At 73.9% G+C, this 17,650-nt stretch carries 14 protein-coding genes and 1 pseudogene; 8 read left to right on the top strand and 7 right to left on the bottom strand.

The window, feature by feature from the left end; translation table 11 throughout:
• Window positions 1–210 precede the first annotated feature (210 nt).
• Together recX and recA are read right to left on the bottom strand one after the other, a co-directional pair.
• Window positions 211–1,056 carry a recombination regulator RecX gene (gene recX / locus AC4OXY_RS34285; RefSeq protein ID WP_491991591.1) on the bottom strand — a complete coding sequence of 282 codons (846 nt, stop codon included), beginning with the start codon at window positions 1,054–1,056 and terminating at the stop codon, window positions 211–213.
• A gap of 3 nt (window positions 1,057–1,059) precedes the next feature.
• The gene (gene recA / locus AC4OXY_RS34280; protein ID WP_071381803.1) at window positions 1,060–2,178 is read right to left on the bottom strand and encodes a recombinase RecA; all 1,119 of its coding nucleotides are present in this window, start codon (window positions 2,176–2,178) and stop codon (window positions 1,060–1,062) included.
• A gap of 882 nt (window positions 2,179–3,060) precedes the next feature.
• Between recA and AC4OXY_RS34275 the strand changes: the two genes are divergently transcribed.
• From AC4OXY_RS34275 to AC4OXY_RS34260, 4 genes are all read left to right on the top strand, one after another.
• Entirely contained in the window at window positions 3,061–3,339 is a 279-nt protein-coding gene (locus tag AC4OXY_RS34275) for a polyprenyl synthetase (RefSeq protein ID WP_356033602.1), read from the top strand.
• Entirely contained in the window at window positions 3,329–4,384 is a 1,056-nt protein-coding gene (locus AC4OXY_RS34270) for a polyprenyl synthetase family protein (RefSeq protein WP_356033599.1), read from the top strand. Before AC4OXY_RS34275 ends, AC4OXY_RS34270 begins: the two co-directional genes overlap by 11 nt.
• 119 nt (window positions 4,385–4,503) lie before the next feature.
• Entirely contained in the window at window positions 4,504–5,667 is a 1,164-nt protein-coding gene (locus AC4OXY_RS34265; RefSeq protein ID WP_362822895.1) for an oxygenase MpaB family protein, read from the top strand.
• Window positions 5,668–5,781: 114 nt separating this feature from the next.
• Complete coding sequence (locus AC4OXY_RS34260) at window positions 5,782–6,609, top strand: hypothetical protein (RefSeq protein WP_362822894.1); 828 nt, start codon at window positions 5,782–5,784, stop codon at window positions 6,607–6,609.
• A gap of 82 nt (window positions 6,610–6,691) precedes the next feature.
• Here the strand turns inward: AC4OXY_RS34260 and AC4OXY_RS34255 are convergent.
• Window positions 6,692–6,965: pseudogene (locus tag AC4OXY_RS34255) on the bottom strand (AI-2E family transporter); the annotation flags it as partial.
• A gap of 255 nt (window positions 6,966–7,220) precedes the next feature.
• Window positions 7,221–7,415: a DUF3046 domain-containing protein gene (locus AC4OXY_RS34250; protein WP_356033591.1), complete on the bottom strand. Its 195-nt coding sequence runs from the start codon at window positions 7,413–7,415 to the stop codon at window positions 7,221–7,223.
• An 80-nt stretch (window positions 7,416–7,495) separates the two neighbouring features.
• On the opposite strand from AC4OXY_RS34250, the gene AC4OXY_RS34245 reads away from it, so the two are divergent.
• Window positions 7,496–8,440, top strand: coding sequence for a hypothetical protein (locus tag AC4OXY_RS34245; RefSeq protein WP_491991590.1), 945 nt, complete (start codon window positions 7,496–7,498; stop codon window positions 8,438–8,440).
• A gap of 28 nt (window positions 8,441–8,468) precedes the next feature.
• Here the strand turns inward: AC4OXY_RS34245 and AC4OXY_RS34240 are convergent, their stop codons facing one another.
• From AC4OXY_RS34240 to AC4OXY_RS34230, 3 genes are read right to left on the bottom strand one after another with little or no spacing between them, the layout of a single operon-like run.
• A complete protein-coding gene (locus tag AC4OXY_RS34240; RefSeq protein WP_362822892.1) occupies window positions 8,469–8,777 on the bottom strand; it encodes an AzlD domain-containing protein in 309 nt (102 codons plus the stop codon).
• On the bottom strand, window positions 8,774–9,496 hold the full coding sequence (locus AC4OXY_RS34235) for an AzlC family ABC transporter permease (protein ID WP_491994679.1): 723 nt from the start codon (window positions 9,494–9,496) through the stop codon (window positions 8,774–8,776). The genes AC4OXY_RS34240 and AC4OXY_RS34235 overlap by 4 nt, the downstream gene beginning before the upstream one ends.
• Window positions 9,439–10,392: an AraC family transcriptional regulator gene (locus AC4OXY_RS34230; RefSeq protein ID WP_491994678.1), complete on the bottom strand. Its 954-nt coding sequence runs from the start codon at window positions 10,390–10,392 to the stop codon at window positions 9,439–9,441. The genes AC4OXY_RS34235 and AC4OXY_RS34230 overlap by 58 nt, the downstream gene beginning before the upstream one ends.
• A 169-nt stretch (window positions 10,393–10,561) precedes the next feature.
• Here AC4OXY_RS34230 and AC4OXY_RS34225 point away from each other — a divergent pair, with 169 nt between their 5' ends.
• From AC4OXY_RS34225 to AC4OXY_RS34215, 3 genes are all read left to right on the top strand, one after another.
• On the top strand, window positions 10,562–15,553 hold the full coding sequence (locus tag AC4OXY_RS34225; protein ID WP_491991589.1) for an ATP-dependent helicase: 4,992 nt from the start codon (window positions 10,562–10,564) through the stop codon (window positions 15,551–15,553).
• A 45-nt stretch (window positions 15,554–15,598) separates the two neighbouring features.
• On the top strand, window positions 15,599–16,444 hold the full coding sequence (locus tag AC4OXY_RS34220; RefSeq protein WP_491991588.1) for an Fpg/Nei family DNA glycosylase: 846 nt from the start codon (window positions 15,599–15,601) through the stop codon (window positions 16,442–16,444).
• Between the two features lie 93 nt (window positions 16,445–16,537).
• On the top strand, window positions 16,538–17,302 hold the full coding sequence (locus AC4OXY_RS34215; RefSeq protein WP_491991587.1) for an SDR family NAD(P)-dependent oxidoreductase: 765 nt from the start codon (window positions 16,538–16,540) through the stop codon (window positions 17,300–17,302).
• Window positions 17,303–17,650 lie beyond the last annotated feature (348 nt).

Below are 17,650 nucleotides of genomic sequence, written 5' to 3'. Positions count from 1 at the left end.
CGGTGTCGTACGCGTCCGGGCCCCGGCCGGTGTGTCCGTGCCGTGGCCCGCAGCGTGCCTCCAGACTCGCCCGGACGGGCCCGGCACAGCACTGCGGCGAACCCGCGTCTTCAACGGGGGCTAACCCCACCGCGGGAGACCCACGAGCCGTCCCGGCGTGCGCTGCCACCGTCGGGCCGGCCGGCCGAGAGAACCCCGCCCCGGGGGGCCTCAGATGTCCGCGTCCCCCAGGAACTCGGTGTCCTCGCCCTCTTCTTCCAGGGCCTGGCGGACGACGCGGAGGGCCATGCCCTCGGGGTAGCCCTTGCGGGCGAGCATGCCGGCGAGGCGGCGGAGCCGCTTGTCGCGGTCGAGGCCGCGGGTGGCACGCAGTTTGCGGTCGACCAGCTCGCGGGCGGTCGCCTCCTCCTGCTCGGTGTCCAACTGACCGACGGCCTCGTCGATCAGCGCCGAGTCCACTCCCTTGGTGCGCAGCTCCCGGGCGAGTGCCCGGCGGGCGAGCCCGCGGCCGTGGTGCCGGGACTCCACCCAGGCGTCCGCGAACGCGCCGTCGTCGATCAGTCCGACCTCCTCGAACCGCGACAGCACCTCCTCGGCCACGTCCTCGGGGATCTCCCGCTTGCGCAGGGCGTCGGCGAGTTGCTTGCGGGTGCGCGGGGTCCCGGTGAGCAGGCGCAGGCAGATCGCCCGTGCCCGCTCAGCCGGGTCCCCTGAAGACTCCCCCCGCTCGGCCCTCGACGAGGAAGGGGTGCCTTCGTCCTCCCCGGGCGCGTCCCCGAAGCCGCGCCGCCGCCGGCTCCGGCCGCCCTTGCCGCCCCGGCGGGCTCCGCCGTCGCCCTCGTCCCCACCGCTGCCGCGGCGCTCGCCGGGGGCGTCGGACTCGCCGTACTCGCTGAACTCTCCGTGCGCGCCGTAGCCTCCGCGCCCGCCGTACCCGCCGGCCCGGTGTCCGTCGTCACCGTCCGGGGCGGAGTCCGGGCAGCCCCCTGTGCCCCTCCCCCGTGGGGCACCGGGGGTGGCGTACTCGTACTCGGCCCAGTCGGTTCGTCGTGTCACGGGTCAGCTCTTGGCTGCGGCGGCCTTGGGCTTGGCGGCCTTGGCGGCGGGCGCCGTCTTGGCGTCGTCGTCGGCCGCGGCGGTGACCGCCGCGTCCGCGCCGGGCTCGGCGGCGGGCTCCTCCGGCCGGACCCCCACGCCCAGCTTCTCCTTGATCTTCTTCTCGATCTCGTTGGCCAGGTCGGGGTTGTCCTTCAGGAAGTTGCGCGCGTTCTCCTTGCCCTGGCCGAGCTGGTCGCCCTCGTACGTGTACCAGGCGCCGGCCTTGCGGACGAAGCCGTGCTCCACGCCCATGTCGATCAGACCGCCCTCGCGGCTGATGCCCTGGCCGTAGAGGATGTCGAACTCGGCCTGCTTGAAGGGCGGCGCGACCTTGTTCTTGACGACCTTGCAGCGGGTGCGGTTGCCGACCGCCTCGGTGCCGTCCTTCAGGGTCTCGATGCGGCGGATGTCGATACGCACCGAGGCGTAGAACTTCAGCGCGCGGCCACCGGTCGTGGTCTCCGGGGAGCCGAACATCACGCCGATCTTCTCGCGGAGCTGGTTGATGAAGATCGCGGTGGTCTTGGACTGGTTGAGCGCGCTGGTGATCTTCCGCAGCGCCTGGCTCATCAGCCGGGCCTGGAGACCGACGTGGCTGTCGCCCATCTCGCCCTCGATCTCCGCGCGCGGGACGAGCGCGGCGACGGAGTCGATGACGATGAGGTCGAGGGCACCGGAGCGGACCAGCATGTCCACGATCTCCAGGGCCTGCTCGCCGTTGTCCGGCTGGGAGAGGATCAGGTTGTCGATGTCGACGCCGAGCTTGCGCGCGTACTCGGGGTCGAGGGCGTGCTCCGCGTCCACGAACGCGACCTGGCCGCCGGCCTTCTGGGCGTTGGCCACGGCGTGCAGGGTCAGGGTCGTCTTACCGGAGGACTCCGGTCCGTAGATCTCCACGACACGGCCGCGCGGCAGGCCACCGACGCCGAGGGCGACGTCGAGCGCGGTCGATCCGGTCGAGATGACCTCGATGGGCTCCTTCGACCGCTCGCCCATGCGCATGACTGCGCCCTTGCCGAATTGCCGTTCAATCTGTGCGAGCGCGGCGTCGAGCGCCTTCTCGCGGTCGGTTCCTGCCATGGGTTCCACCCGGTTTGCTTGAGTCGATCGCTTCACGTCAAAGACGCTAACGCCTGCCACTGACAATGCGCCCCGACGCAGGCCCAGCCTGTGGATAACCGGGGGACATCTCCCCGCAAAACGGGTCGAAATCCACCACCTAGAGCCTTGCCTGAGCTTCCATAAGAATGGATGTTCGATTTTCGTGTCAAGCGCACCCCGCAGGTACGGCCGAGTGCGACCGGCGCTCCTGGAGGAAGCGGGCCTCGGGGGACGCGGTGCGCGGGGGTGGGGCGGCCAGCTCCGGCGACTCGGTGACACGATCCCGCCGTCCTGCTGCCCCCCCCGGGCGGCAGGAGCGGGCACGAGCGGCACAGGTCGCGGACGCGCTGCTGCGCAACGAGCACGCCTGTCTGCTCGCCCCCCCCCGCCCCGCGCCTGGTCGCGCCCCGTCCCGCAGCGTCTCGGCGAGCCCCCGTCTCCGTATCCGCCCGGACAGGCCCGGCTCTGTGGGCCCACGGCGACCGCCGCCAGGCCGTCTGTCGGCCCACCCCGGATCCCGCGGCCCTGCGCCGCGCCCAGGACGAGACGGTGCCGCGAGCCCCGGCTGCCGCCCAGTCTGGTCGGCCGGCCTGGTCGAGCACGTTGTTCGCGGCGTCGACGCCGGCGCCGAAGCCGCTGTCGCCGTCGGCGGGCGTGGCCATACCGGCGGCGACGAGCGCGACGGCGGGCGGACGCGGACCGGAACCGTACGGCCTGCCGAACCGGTCACCCATTGGTGCACCCGGCGTCGAATCCACCCACCTCCGCCTGTCCGGGGCCGTCATGCTCACGTGACGGCGATGCGTGACCGGCATCGCCCGAAGGCACCGGCGGGAGACCGGGCGTACTGGCGGGAGAGGCATGACAGAGGGAGCGGGGCGCCGCGGCGGTCTGGACGAACAGGCCGTACTGCTGGTGGCGGGGGTGGCGGACCTGGCGGTGAGCGCGCTGGGCTCGGCCGTGACGACCGTAAGGGGGCTGCTGCGCCGCTCGGACACCGCGGAGCTGGCATCGGCGGCCGAGCAGGACCTGGTGGCCCGCGGCCGGCTGGCGCTGGACCGCTACGCGACCGTACCCCCGGCCCATTTGGAGATCCTCGCCCGGCACGCGCGCGTACACCGGGGTGCCGATGGCGGCTGAGCGGTGGAACGCGGCCGGGTTCCGGGCCCGCGTCGACCAGGTGCTGCACACGTTCGTCGCCCGGGAGGCCGATCTGCTGACCGAGGTCGATCCGGCCCTCGGACCGGTGGCCGGCCAGCTGGAGTCGGCGGTCGCGGACGGCAAGCGGCTGCGGGCGGCGTTCTGCTACTGGGGCTGGCGTGCGGCCGGCCAGCCGGACAGTGACGCACTGGTGCGGGCCGCGGCCTCCATGGAACTGGTGCACGCCGCCGCGGTCGTGCACGACGACCTGATCGACGACAGCCCCCTGCGGCACGGCCGGCCCACCGCCCACCTGGCCCTGCGCGGTGCCGTGACCGGGCATCCGCGCCCCGGCGCCGCCGCGCGGTCGCTGGCGATGCTGGTCGGGGATCTACTGATGTCGCTGGCCGGGCAGCTGTTCGCCACGTGCGGGCTGCCCGCCGCCTATCTGGGCCGCGCCCGCCCGCTGTGGTCGCTGCTGGCCCGTGAGCTGATCGCGGGTGAGTGCCTGGAGATCCTGCACACCGGGGCCGTCCCGGACACCACGGCGTCGCTGAAGGTGATCCGGTACAAGACCGCCAAGTACACCGTCGAGCAGCCCCTGCTGATCGGCGGCACCCTGGCCGGGGCCGGGGAACGGCTGCGGGCGGGCTACTCGGCGTACGGGCTGCCGCTCGGCGAGGCCTTCCAACTGCGCGACGACCTGCTGGGCCTGTTCGGGGACCCGGAGCGCACCGGGAAGGCCGATACCGACGACGTACGCGGCCATCGCCCCACCGCACTGCTGGCGGAGACCTGGCGCATCGCCGGCGCGGACGAGCGCGAGCGGCTTCGGGTCCTGCTGGGCCAGGGCGAGCCGGACCGGGCCGGCCTGGACGCCGTACGGGAGGTGATGCGCCGGCTCGGGGCACCGGACCGGGTCGAGAACATGATCTCCGCGCGCGTGGCGGAGGCACTCGACGCCCTCCACGACCTGGACGTGTCCGCGCGCGCCGCCGACGCCCTGGCCGAACTGGCGCATGCGGCGACGGTCCGCCCGTACTGACCGTCTGCCCCGCCCTCCCCGCCCGTACGGCTGCGACCGCCCACGACCCGGGCCCTGACGTCCCGTATGCCCACAACTCGCCGCACGCCCATGACTTCCCGGACAAGGAGCCCCCTGCCATGACCGTCACCGAGGCATCGATGGACGCCCTGCGGGAGGCCGGCGACGAACTCGCCGACGCCACCGTCGCCACGCTCTTCGCGCGCGGGGAGGTCGGCACCTTCAACTCGCTGATGCGGTACGTCTCCACCGCCGGCGCTCCGCTGCCGGACGGCCTGCCCGACGTGGCCCGCGAGTACCTCCGGGCGACGAGCGTGCCGCCGTCGTGGGTGGACTGGGGCGAGATGGAGAAGGCGCGGCTGTTCTTCATCGACAACAACGTGCACATCTCCACGGCGTTGTCCTTCGCCTCCATGCCCGCCTGTTACGTCGTCCCGCACGTGGCGCGGCTGCTGTCGGCCACGCACTCGCTGAAGTACCCCTCCAAGCGGATGGCGGAGACCGGCCAGTTCACGGTCTATCTGATGCGGCCGGACGCCTTCGAGGCGGGCAGCCGCTTCATCCCGGCCGCCCAGAAGGTCCGGCTGCTGCACGCGTCCATCCGGCACCACCTCAAGCGCGAGAACCGCTGGGACACGGCGGCCCTGGGCACGCCGATCTGCCAGGAGGACATGATCGGCGGGCAGATGTTCTTCTCGCTGCTCGTCCTCGACAGCCTGCACCGGCTGGGCATCCACATGACCACGGAGGGAGCGGAGGCCTACTACTACGCCTGGCGGGTGGTCGGCGCCATGCTCGGTGTCGACCAGGAGGCCGTGCCGAAGACCCTTCAGGAGGCACGGAGCTTCCTCGACCTGTACATGATCCGTCACATGGGCCCCTCGGCGGAGGGCGCGGAGCTGACGCGGCAGCTCATCGACCTCTACGAGGAGGTCGTGCCCGGCACTCTCTTCGACCCGATCGTCTCCGCCCTCGTCCGCCATCTGGTCGGCGACACCTGCGCCGACTGGCTCCAGGTGCCCCGCACCCGCTGGGACACGCTGGTGAAGGCCGTCCCGCACCTCCTCGGGGTGCTGGAGACCATCGAGGACCGCTCCCCGCTCGGCGCCTGGGCCCTGGACCGGCTCGGCCATCTGACGACGGTCCTCGAACTGTCCTCCCTCACGCGCGGGCGCGTGATGCACTACGCCATCCCCGAGCACCTCAAGAAGGACTATGGCGTCACCGACGCGGTCCCCCGCACCAGGCGCTGGACCCCGCCCGCCGCCACGGTGTCCCCCTGACCGCTGCCTTCCGGGCGCCGGATGCCGCCGTTCCCGGCGATACTCCCCGTGGCGTACGGCGGGTGCCTTCGGCCGGACGACGACCTCGCGGGCGGCCGCCGGGAGCCTTGGCGCATGAGGACTCCGCGCGCCGCCGGCCGCGTCACCGCCCGTCTCGTCGAGCGATCCGTCGGCCTACCCGTCAACCGATCCGCCGGCCGATCCGTCGACCGCCTCTGTCATGCGACTGGGCTGTTGCTCGTCCTGTCCGGTCTCGTGCACCTGGTGGTGTTCGCGGTGGACGGCGGCCCCTGGTACGGCCCGGTCTCCTGGCGCAAGCCCTTCACGTTCGGGCTCTCCTTCGGGCTGACGCTGATCGCGATCACCTGGGTCACGTCGTATCTGCGCGTCGCGGACCGGCTGCGCGCGGTCCTGCTGGTCGTGTTCGCCGCCGACTGCGTGGTGGAGGTCGGCGGGATCACCGTGCAGGCGTGGCGCCGGGTGCCCTCGCATCTGAACATGGAGACCCCCTTCGACACGGCCGTGTCCATGACGCTCGCGGTGGGCGGCGGTGTCCTGGTGGTCGTGCTCACGCTCTTCGCCGTCGCGTCGTTCCGGCAGCGGCCGACGGGGCCCGCCGGCATGCCGCTGGCGGTGCGCTCCGGATTCGCGATCCTGCTGGTGGGGCTGGCCTCGGGCGCGGCGATGATCGCGCGCGGGGTCGTGCTGACCCGGACCGGCCACCAGCAGGCCGCCTATCACTCGACGGCCCCGCTCAAGCCCCTGCACGCCGTCAGCCTGCACGCGGTCCTCGTGCTGCCGCTGCTGGCCCGGCTGCTGTCCCGCTCGCCCCGGAGTTCGTCCTGGAGCGGGCGGACGCGCCGGCGCATCGTGGCCGCGGCGGTCGGCTGTTACGTGGTGGCCGTCGCCGGTGCGGGTGTGTGGGCGGTACTGACGTACTGAGGTCCGTCCTACGGGAATGGCTCGGCGGACGCGGTCTACGACTCCTCGGCGGCCTCGGGCTCCCCGGCCCGCAGTCGGCCGTACGCGCGCGTATCCCGGGTCCGCCCGGGCTGCGGCCGCGATGCCCGTGCACCCGGGGGTCGTCCGTGACGGCGTACCGCTTCACCACGACGAAGGCCAGCACCCACACCGCATACCAGTGGGGCGACGGTGAAGGCGATCAGCATCGGCAGCGCGCCCGCGAGCTACGTCCCGATGGTGGGGATGAACTGCGACACCAGCCCGACCCAGACACCGAGCACGGGCGCGTACGGCACTCTCAGTGCCTTGAGCAGCGCGGCATGCGGCCGCCCGGAACGGCGGCGTCCGGGAGCGGGGCCGGTCGGGCGCTGTCGTACCGGTGGGTGCCGCGTGCCGGGTCAGCGGCTCGGTGGCCTCGTCGGCGGGTGCCACGAGGTTCTCGTCGGTGGGTGCCACGAGCCAAGTGTCGCCGAGGCCACCGACAACCAGCGCCCACCTGCGATTTCGTGACCGACCAGTGCCGTACCGCAGCCACCTTCACGACCTATTGGCACATCGGTCGGAAGGCGGCAGTGTGTCGGGGCAGGACGTCAGTGGCGTTCGCCCGGCACGTCCATGACCGTGCAGACCACGCGCCACACGTCCTTCGCCGCCCAGCCGGCGTCCAGCGCCTCGTTCACCGTGCGTCCGCCCAGCTCCGACATGACGTGATCACGCGCGAAGGTGTCGGCGTACCCCGGACCGAAATGTTCCGCCATCCGCTGCCAGAAGGTCGTCAACCGCATGACTCCAGTATCCCGCCCCTGAGGGTGGGCCCCGGCCGTGACCGCTTGCCGAGACCGCTTTCCGTCCTACGGTCTGACGCATGGCCGACATCGGAGCTTCCCCACTCCCCTCCACGCCCCAGGCGCGCTCCCCGCTCTTCCGCGCCGAACAGTTCGTGTGGCTCACCGCGCGCGTGCTGGAGCAGCGCCTCTTCGCCCACCACTTCCTGCACGGCGCCGCGGACGCGGTGGAGACGGCACTCGACGCCTACCGCAACGAGGACGGCGGGTACGGGCACGCGCTGGAGCCCGATCTGCGCGGACCCGTGAGCCAGCCTCTGCACACCGCGCACGCGCTGCACGTCCTGGACGCCATCGGGCGCTGCGGCGGACAGCGGGTGGAACGCGTGTGCCGCTATCTCACCGCCGTCTCCACGGCGGACGGCGCGCTGCCGGCGATCCATCCCAGCCAGCACGGCTACCCGGCCGCCCCGTTCGTGCCGGTCGTCGACGACCCGCCCAGCGATCTGCTCGCCACCGGGCCGGTGGTCGGGCTGCTGCACCGCAACGAGGTGTGGCACGCCTGGCTGTTCCGGGCGACCGACTTCTGCTGGCAGGCCGTGGAGTCCCTGGAGAAGTCCCACCCCTACGAGGTGGAGGCGGCCGTGCTCTTCCTGGACTCCGCTCCCGACCGCTCGCGCGCCGAGGCCGCCGCCGACCGGCTGGGCCGCATGGTGCGCGAGCAGCGGCTCGCGGCACTGGACCCGGACCGGCTCGACGCGTATCCGGTCGCGCCCGGCTACGCGCCCGCCGAGCATCACTTCCCGCACGACTTCGCGCGCGGCCCGGACTCGCTCGCGCGCGCGTGGTTCACGGACGACGAGATGTCCCGCTCCCTGGACCACCTGGCGGCCGAGCAGCAGGACGACGGCGGCTGGCTCGTCCGCCGGCGCCGGTGGGCCCCGGCCCCCGCCCTGGAGGCACGCTCCCTGGTGACGATCGCGGCGCTGCGCACGCTGAGGTCGTACGGCCGCTTCGTGGGCTGAGCCGACCTGGGCCGGCGGCGTCCTCGCGTCACCCTCCGAGGGCCCGTACGCCCGCCGTCACCACGACGGCCGCCATGACGACCACCAGGAACGGCGCACGCAGCACCAGCGCCACGGCGGCCGCGCCGAGCCCCGCCGCCCGGGCGTCCAGCACGAGCGCGTGCCCGTCGGCGAACGTCTGCTGGGCCGTGAGCGCGGCCAGCAGGGCGACGGGCAGCAGGGCGGCGAGCCGCCGTACGAACGGCCGTTCCATGGCCCCGGCCGGCACCAGCAGCCCGGCGAGCTTGACGGCGTAACAGCCGATGGCGGTCAACCCGATCGCGATCCAGGTGTTCACCGGTCCTCCCTCGATCCCGTGAGGAGGGCGATCGGTGCCGCCAGCGCCGCCACCAGGACCGGCACGCCGGTCGGCAGGACGGGCAGCAGGCCCAGGCCCAGCAGGAGCGCGAGGCCCGCCACCGCACGCTCGGTGGTCGTCTTCAGCATCGGCGCGAGCAGGGCGAGGAACACGGCGGGCCCTGCCGCGTCCAGGCCCCACGCGCGCGTGTCGCCGATGGCTTCGGCACCGAGCGCGCCGAGCAGCGTGGTCAGGTTCCAGAGCACGTACAGCGAGAGCCCGGTGACGGTGAAGCCGATCCGCCGGGCGCGCCGGTCCGGCTGGGACAGGGTGACCGCCGTGGTCTCGTCGATCACCCACTGGGCGGCGAACGGCCGTACCGCGCGAGGGAGGGCCAGCAACTGCGACAGCCGCAGCCCGTAGAAGGCGTTGCGCACGCCGAGGAAGAAGGCGCCGGCGGCCGCCGTGAACGGACCTCCTCCGGCGGCGAGCGCCCCGACCAGGGCGAACTGGGAGGCTCCGGTGAACACCAGGAGGCTGAGCGCGCAGGTCTGGAGCAGCCCGAGCCCGCTGCCCGCCGACGTCACGCCGAAGGCGAATCCGGACAGGCCCACGGCGACACCGACTCCGAGGGCGTCCCGTACGACGGCCCGGTCGGGCTTCACCGCGGCGTCGGTGCCGGTGCCCGTGTCGTCGTCGCCGGTGCCGTCGGCGGCCATGTCCCCGTGTGCTGTCTGCTGTGCCACGCCCCCGACGGTACGGGCGTCCTTCCGTGCGGGTCTTGTACGTTCTTGCGCCCGCTCGCCGGTCTGCGCTCTCGCTGGTACGCCCCCGGGGGCACGCCGACGATGCGCGCGAAGTGCCGGTTGAGGTGGGGCTGATCGGTGAATCCGACGGCGACGGCCACCTCGGCGGGCGGCGCCCCCGCATCCAGCAGGAGCCGCGCGCGGCGCACCCGCGCGTCGGTCAGCCAGGCGTGCGGCGGCATCCCGTAGGCATCACGGAACGCCCGCAGCAGCGCGAACGGGCCGGTGCCGAGGTCGGTGGCGAGCCGCTCCAGGGTCGGCGGCGCGGTCATCCGCTCGTCCAGCACGGCACGCGCGCGTGCCGCGATGCCGGCTCCGGCCGTGCGGACCGGGCGCTGCGGCAACGGTCCGCCGTTCAGCCGCAGCAGCCTCGTCACGGCGACCCGCAGCAGGGTGTCGGCTGCGAGCGCGTTGCCCTCCTCGGCGGCGCGCAGCACCTGATGGACCAGGCGCACGGCGTAGGGGTCGTCGAGAACGGGGCTGACGAAGCCCGGGGTGCCGCGGAGCGTGGTCGTCTCGGCCGTGATCGCGGCGACCGTCTCGGGCGAGGGGTAGACCGCGCCGTACCGCCAGCCCTCGGGAACGCCGGCGCGGCCGGTGTGCGCGGTGTCCGGGTTGACCAGGGCGAGGGCTCCGGCGCCCGCGGACACGTCGGAGCCGTGGTGGTGGAAGATCTCGACGCCGTCGGCTATCGCGGCGATCACGAAGTGCTCGTGGGTGTGCCGGACGAAGGTCTTGCGGACGTATCGGGCCCGCAGCAGGTCCACGCCCGGCAGGTCGTCGTACCGCCAGTGCCGCGCACGCTCCACCGGCCGGTGCCCGTGCGTCCGGCCACCCGTTCGTTCCTCGCCCCGCCCGGTCGCGCCCGCCACGTCTCCATTCTCCGCCTCACCGCCCGCGACCGGCTCCGTCCGCACCCGACGCACGGCGTTTCCGCAGGTCAGAGCGATTGTCAGTGGCCGGGTGCAGGATGGACGCATGGTCAGCTCCGCGCACCGAGCTCTCGACGGCTTCTCACCCGCGACCCGCGGCTGGTTCACGGGGGCGTTCTCCGCGCCCACCGCGGCCCAGGCGGGTGCGTGGCAGGCCATCGGTGCGGGCTCGGACGTGCTGGTGGTGGCCCCGACCGGCTCCGGCAAGACGCTGGCCGCGTTCCTCGCCGCCCTGGACCAGCTGGCCTCGTCCCCGCCCCCGGCCGACCCGAAGAAGCGCTGCCGGGTGCTGTACGTGTCACCGCTGAAGGCCCTCGCGGTCGACGTCGAGCGCAATCTTCGCAGCCCGCTGACCGGCATCCGCCAGGAGTCCGTGCGCCTGGGCCTGCCCGAGCCCGAGGTCAGGGTGGGCATCCGCTCCGGCGACACCCCTGCCGCCGAGCGCCGCGCGCTGTCCTCACGTCCGCCGGACATCCTGATCACCACTCCCGAGTCGCTGTTCCTGATGCTGACCTCGGCCACGCGTGACGCGCTGACGGGCGTGGAGACGGTGATCCTGGACGAGGTGCACGCGGTCGCGGGCACCAAGCGCGGCGCCCATCTCGCGCTCTCCCTGGAGCGGCTGGACGAACTGCTGCCGAAGCCGGCGCGCCGGATCGGCCTGTCGGCGACGGTCCGCCCGGTCGACGAGGTGGCCCGCTACCTCTCGCCGCGCCGCAAGGTGGAGATCGTCCAGCCCGAGTCGGGCAAGGAGTTCGACCTGTCGGTGGTCGTCCCGGTGGAGGACATGGGCGAGCTGGGCGGCTCCCCGGCGGCCGACGCGGCCGAGGGCGGCGAGCGGCCGTCGATCTGGCCGCAGGTGGAGGAGCGGATCGCCGACCTGGTCCAGTCGCACCGCTCCACGATCGTCTTCGCGAACTCCCGGCGCCTCGCGGAGCGCCTGTGCAACCGGCTCAACGAGATCGCGTACGAGCGCGTGACCGGCGAGCCCATGGCGGAGCACCACGCCCCCGCGCAGCTGATGGGCGGCTCGGGCGCGGCCCAGGGCGCTCCCCCGGTGATCGCCCGCGCTCACCACGGCTCCGTCTCCAAGGAGCAGCGCGCCCTGGTCGAGGAGGACCTCAAGGCGGGCCGGCTGCCCGCGGTGGTCGCCACGTCCAGCCTGGAGCTCGGCATCGACATGGGCGCCGTCGACCTCGTCGTCCAGGTCGAGTCCCCGCCCTCGGTCGCCTCCGGGCTCCAGCGCGTCGGCCGCGCGGGACACCAGGTGGGTGCCGTCTCCACCGGTGTCGTCTTCCCCAAGTACCGCGGAGACCTCGTCCAGGCGGCCGTGGTCACCGAGCGGATGCGCACGGGCTCGATCGAGTCCCTGAGGGTGCCCGCGAACCCGCTGGACGTGCTCGCCCAGCAAGTGGTCGCCATGACGGCCCTGGACACCTGGCAGTTCGACGACCTGCTCGCCACGGTCCGCCGCGCGGCCCCGTTCGCGTCGCTGCCCGAGTCGGCGTTCACGGCGGTCCTCGACATGCTCGCGGGCCGCTATCCGTCGGACGCGTTCGCGGAGCTGCGCCCGCGCGTCGTGTGGGACCGCGTGACCGGCGAGATCACCGGCCGCCCGGGCGCCCAGCGCCTCGCCGTCACCTCCGGCGGCACGATCCCCGACCGGGGTCTGTTCGGAGTCTTCCTCGCCGGCTCCGACCCCAAGAAGGGCGGCGGCCGGGTCGGCGAGCTGGACGAGGAGATGGTGTACGAGTCCCGGGTGGGCGACGTCTTCACCCTGGGCACCAGCTCCTGGCGCATCGAGGACATCACGCGCGACCGCGTCCTGGTCTCCCCCGCTCCCGGTGTGCCCGGCCGCCTCCCCTTCTGGAAGGGCGACCAGCTGGGCCGTCCGCTCGAACTGGGCCGCGCGGTGGGCGCGTTCCTGCGCGAGGTCGGCTCGCTGCCCAAGGACGACGCGCGGCCGCGCCTGCTGGCGGCGGGACTGGACGCCTGGGCGGCGGACAACGTGCTGTCGTACCTGGACGAGCAGCGCGAGGCGTGCGGCCATGTCCCGGACGACCGCACGATCGTCGTGGAGCGCTTCCGCGACGAGCTGGGCGACTGGCGGGTCGTCGTCCACTCCCCCTTCGGCGCCCAGGTCCACGCCCCCTGGGCCCTCGCCCTCGGTGCCCGCCTGTCCGAGCGGTACGGCATGGACGCCCAGGTCATGCACGCCGACGACGGCATCGTGCTGCGTCTGCCCGACGCCGATCTGATGGGCCTGGACCTGCTCGACCAGGCACCCGTGAAGACCGGCACGGAGTACGACAGCGAGCAGGCGCCCGTCGGCGCGGCGGACGTCGCCTTCGACAAGGGCGAGGTCGACCAGGTCGTCACCGACCAGGTCGGCGGCTCCGCCCTGTTCGCCTCCCGGTTCCGTGAGTGCGCCGCGCGCGCGTTGCTGCTGCCGCGCCGCAACCCCGGCAAGCGCACCCCGCTGTGGCAGCAGCGCCAGCGCGCGGCCCAACTGCTCCAGGTGGCGAGCGAGTTCGGCTCGTTCCCGATCGTCCTGGAAGCGGTCCGCGAATGCCTCCAGGACGTCTTCGACGTCCCCGGGCTCGTCGAGCTGATGGGCGACATCGAGTCCCGCAAGGTCCGTCTGGTCGAGGTCACCACGCCGGAGCCGTCCCCGTTCGCCCGCTCCCTCCTCTTCGGGTACGTCGCCCAGTTCCTCTACGAGGGCGACTCCCCGCTCGCCGAGCGCCGGGCCGCCGCGCTGTCCCTGGACTCCCGGCTGCTGGCCGAGCTGCTGGGCCAGGCCGAGCTGCGCGAGCTGCTCGACGCCGAGGTACTGACCGAGCTGGAGCGCGAGCTCCAGTGGCTCACCGAGGACCGCCGGGCCAAGGACGTGGAGGGCGTGGCCGACGTGCTGCGGCTGCTCGGCCCGCTGACCGACGCCGAGCTGGTCGCGCGCGGCGCGGATCCGAACTGGGTGCGGGAGCTGGCCGGGGCTCGCCGGGCCATCAAGGTCCGGATCGCCGGCGCCGACCAATGGGCGGCGATCGAGGACGCGGGCCGGCTGCGGGACGCGCTCGGCACGGCGCTGCCGGTCGGTGTGCCCGAGGCCTTCACCGAGCCGGTCAAGGACCCGCTCGGCGACCTCCTCGCCCGCTACGCCCGTACGCACGGCCCGTTCACGTCGGCCACGGTGGCGGCCCGCTTCGGCCTGGGCGTCGCGGTGACCGAGGGCGCCCTGCACCGGCTCGGGGCGGGTGGCCGGGTCGTGCAGGGCGAGTTCCACCCGGCAGGCATCGGCCAGGAGTGGTGCGACGCGGCCGTACTGCGCCGTCTGCGCCGCCGCTCCCTGGCGGCGCTGCGGCACGAGTTGGAGCCCGTGCCCCCCGCCGCGCTCGCGCAGTTCCTGCCGCAGTGGCAGCACATCGGCAAGGGCCACGGGGTGCGCGGGATCGACGGACTGGTGCGCGCCGTCGAGCAGTTGCAGGGCGCGTCCGTGCCCGCCTCCGCGCTGGAGAAGCTGGTCCTGCCCTCCCGCGTGGCGAACTACACGCCCGCGATGCTCGACGAACTGACCGCCGCCGGTGAGGTGGTGTGGGCCGGTGCGGGCGCCCTGCCCGGCAAGGACGGCTGGGTCTCCCTCTATCTGGCCGACGCAGCCCCCCTGCTCCTCCCGCCGCCGCACCCCCTGGAGCTGACCGCGCTCCACCAATCCGTCCTGGACGCGCTCTCCGGCGGTTACGGCCTGTTCTTCCGCCAGATCGCCGACCAGGTGCGGGTCACCACCCATCCCGACGTCACCGACCCCCAGCTGGCCGACGCGCTCTGGGACCTGGCCTGGTCCGGACGGCTCACCAACGACACCCTCGCCCCGATGCGCTCCCTGCTGGGCTCGGGCCGTACGGCGGGTTCGACCGCGCACCGCGCCAAACGGTCGGTCCCGCGCGGGCGTTACGGCTCCCTGACGGCCGCCGCCCGTCCCGCCTCCCGCTCGGGCCCGCCGACCGTCGCCGGCCGCTGGTCGCTGCTGCCCACGGGGGAGCCGGACGCCACCGTGCGCGCCCACGCACTGGCCCGCACCCTGCTGGACCGACACGGCGTGGTCACGCGCGGGGCGGTCGCGGCGGAGGGTGTCGAGGGCGGCTTCTCGGCGGTGTACCGGGTGCTGTCCGCCTTCGAGGAGAGCGGCCAGGCACGCCGCGGTTACGTGGTCGAGGGCCTGGGCGCCGCCCAGTTCGCCATGGACGGCGCGGTGGACCGCCTCCGCGCGGTGGCGAACGCCCGCGACCGGAGCGAGGGCCTGCCCTCCCCGGCCCACCGGAGCGGCTCCCTCCAGAACGGCTCGTTCCGGAACGGCTTCCCGGGATTCCCGGACGGTCTCGGCGCGGGCGACGTCGCGCCCCACGACCACACCCTCTCCGATGCCTTCGGCGGCTCGGACGGCGGATTCGCCCACCCCGGCCTCGACGGCGACTTCGCGTGGCCGCTGGCGGACCCCCCGCCCGCCCCCGGCGAGTACGTCTCCCCTCGCGACCTGGCCGACCCCTTCGCCTCCCCCGGCTACGGCGGCCCCCGAGGCGGCACCACGGCCTACGGCTCACCGGCGAACCGGCTCCACGGCGGCGGTCGTACGGGCTCGTCGGCACCCGACCCACGGGCCGTGGTCCTCGCCGCGGCCGACCCCGCCAACGCCTACGGCGCCGCCCTCGCCTGGCCGGAGTCGCCGACCGGGGCCGGGCACAAGCCGGGCCGCAAGGCGGGCTCGCTGGTCGTCCTCGTGGAGGGCGAGCTGACGCTGTACATGGAGCGCGGCGGAAAGACCCTGCTCGCCTGGCCCGCCACCCCGGACACCCCGGCGCCCGAGGACCCCCGCCTGCGTACGGCGGCCGAGGCCCTGGCCGCGGCGGCCCGCGCGGGCTCGCTGGGCACGGTCACCGTCGAGCGGATCAACGGCGCCCCGGCCCTGACCTCGCCGACCGGCACCCTGCTGGAAGGAGCGGGCTTCGTGGCGACGCCGCGCGGTCTGCGGCTGAGAGCGTGACAGCGGCCGTGCCCCTGCCGTACCGCACCGTGGCACCCTGGACGCATGCCCGAAGGTGACACGGTCTGGCAGGCCGCGCGGCGGCTGCACGAGGCCCTCGCGGGCAAGGCACTGACCGTCAGCGACTTCCGGGTGCCGAGGTACGCGACGGTCGACCTCACCGGCCGCACGGTGCTCGGCACGCTCCCGCGCGGCAAACACCTGCTCACCCGCTTCGAGGGCGGCCTGACCCTGCACACCCATCTGCGGATGGAGGGGGCCTGGAAGGTGTACGGCACGGGCGAGCGCTGGCGGGGCGGTCCGGCACACCAGATCCGCGTGGTCCTCGGCACCGCCGACCGCACGGCCGTGGGCTACCGCCTCCAGGTCCTGGAGCTGCTGCGCACATGGGAGGAGGAGCGGGTGGTCGGCCATCTCGGCCCCGACCTGCTCGGTCCGGACTGGGACCCCGAGCGCGCCCTCGCCAACCTCCTCGCCGACCTCGCCCGTCCGCTCGGCGAGGCCCTGCTCGACCAGCGCAACCTGGCCGGTATCGGCAACATCTACAAGAGCGAGCTGTGCTTCCTGCTCGGGGTGACTCCCTGGCTGCCCGTCGGCGCCCTGCCCGCGGACCGCGCGCAGAAGCTGCCGCCGCTCGCCAGGAGGCTGCTGGAGGCGAACCGCGACCGCCCGGTCCGACAGACCACGGGCCTGCACCGCCACGACCTGTTCGTCTACGGCCGCGCACCCCGCCCCTGCCTGCGCTGCCGCACCCCCGTCCGCGAGGCCGACCAGGGCGACGGCTCCCGGGCCCGCCCCACCTACTGGTGCCCCACCTGCCAGACGGGCCCCGCGCCCTCCCCCGGCCCGCCGCAACGCCGCCCGGCCCGCGGCCCCCACCACCCCGGCTGACGCCACACCCGCGCCCCGCCCCACTCATCCGGTCACCGGCCGATCCCCGCCAGCTAATTGACGATCCGTCAGAAACGCTCGTACGGTCGCTTCATGGCCCTCACGGCGTACGACCTCACCGGACGGACCGCGTTCGTCACCGGAGCCGCCGGCGGCATCGGCCGGGCCTCCGCCGTTCTGCTCGCCGAGGCGGGCGCGACGGTGCACTGTGCCGACCGGGACCCGGACGGACTGCAGGGCACGGCCACGCTGGTCAAGGACCGTGGCGGCACGGCCGTCGTGCATGTCCTGGACGTGACCGACCGGGCCCGGCTCGCCGAGGCCGTACGGTCCTGCGGACGCCTGGACGTGATGGCCGCGATCGCCGGGATCATGCACAGCAGCCCCGTGCTGGAGACCCGCGACGAGGACCTCGACCGGGTCCTGAACGTCAACTTCAAGGGCGTGCTGTATGCATGCCAGGAGGCCGCCCGCCTGATGCTCGCCCAGGACGTCCGGGGCAGCATCGTCACGATGGCGTCAGGCGCGGTCGACACGGGCGGTCCGGGGCTGCTCTGCTACGGCGCCGCCAAGGCCGCCGTGGTCCAGCTGACCAAGACCCTCGCCACCGAGGTCGGCCGGCACGGCATCCGGGTCAACGCGGTCGCACCGGGCTGGATCCGCACCCCCATGACCGAACGCCACGACCGGGAGGCACAGGCGCACACCGAGGGCACGATGGCCCGGTTGGCGCCCCTCGGCCGGGTCGGCAAGCCGGACGACGTGGCGCACGCGGTGCTCTATCTGGCGTCGGACGCCTCGGCGTTCACGACGGGTCAGATACTTCGCCCGAACGGGGGTGTGGCGATGCCCTGGTGACCTCTCCGGTCCGCCAGGCCGCCGCCCAGCGTCCCGTCCGCACCGCTCCGGCCGCCTGCCCCTCGGGCACACAGTGCACGGGCAGTACGCTCAGCCCCCACCCGCCGACCACGACGGCCCCTTCCAGCACACCCGAGCCCTGCCCCAGCACGAGCCGCAGCCCGGCCCACCACCACACGGCCGTGAGTCCCAGCCCGAGCGCCCAGCGCACTGTCCGCGCCACCATGGCCGCCACCACCTCCTGCGCGACGCTAGACCGCCGCCCGCCCGGCGCGGGAGGCGCACTGAGGGCTCATGGATGCAGCACCCCAGGCGGCACGCCCGGCACAGGGCAACGACACGGCGCGG

This window comes from Streptomyces sp. HUAS MG56, assembly GCF_058673395.1.
Note: the sequence above shows the minus strand (reverse complement) of the source record. Positions and strands in the feature narration are given on the sequence as shown.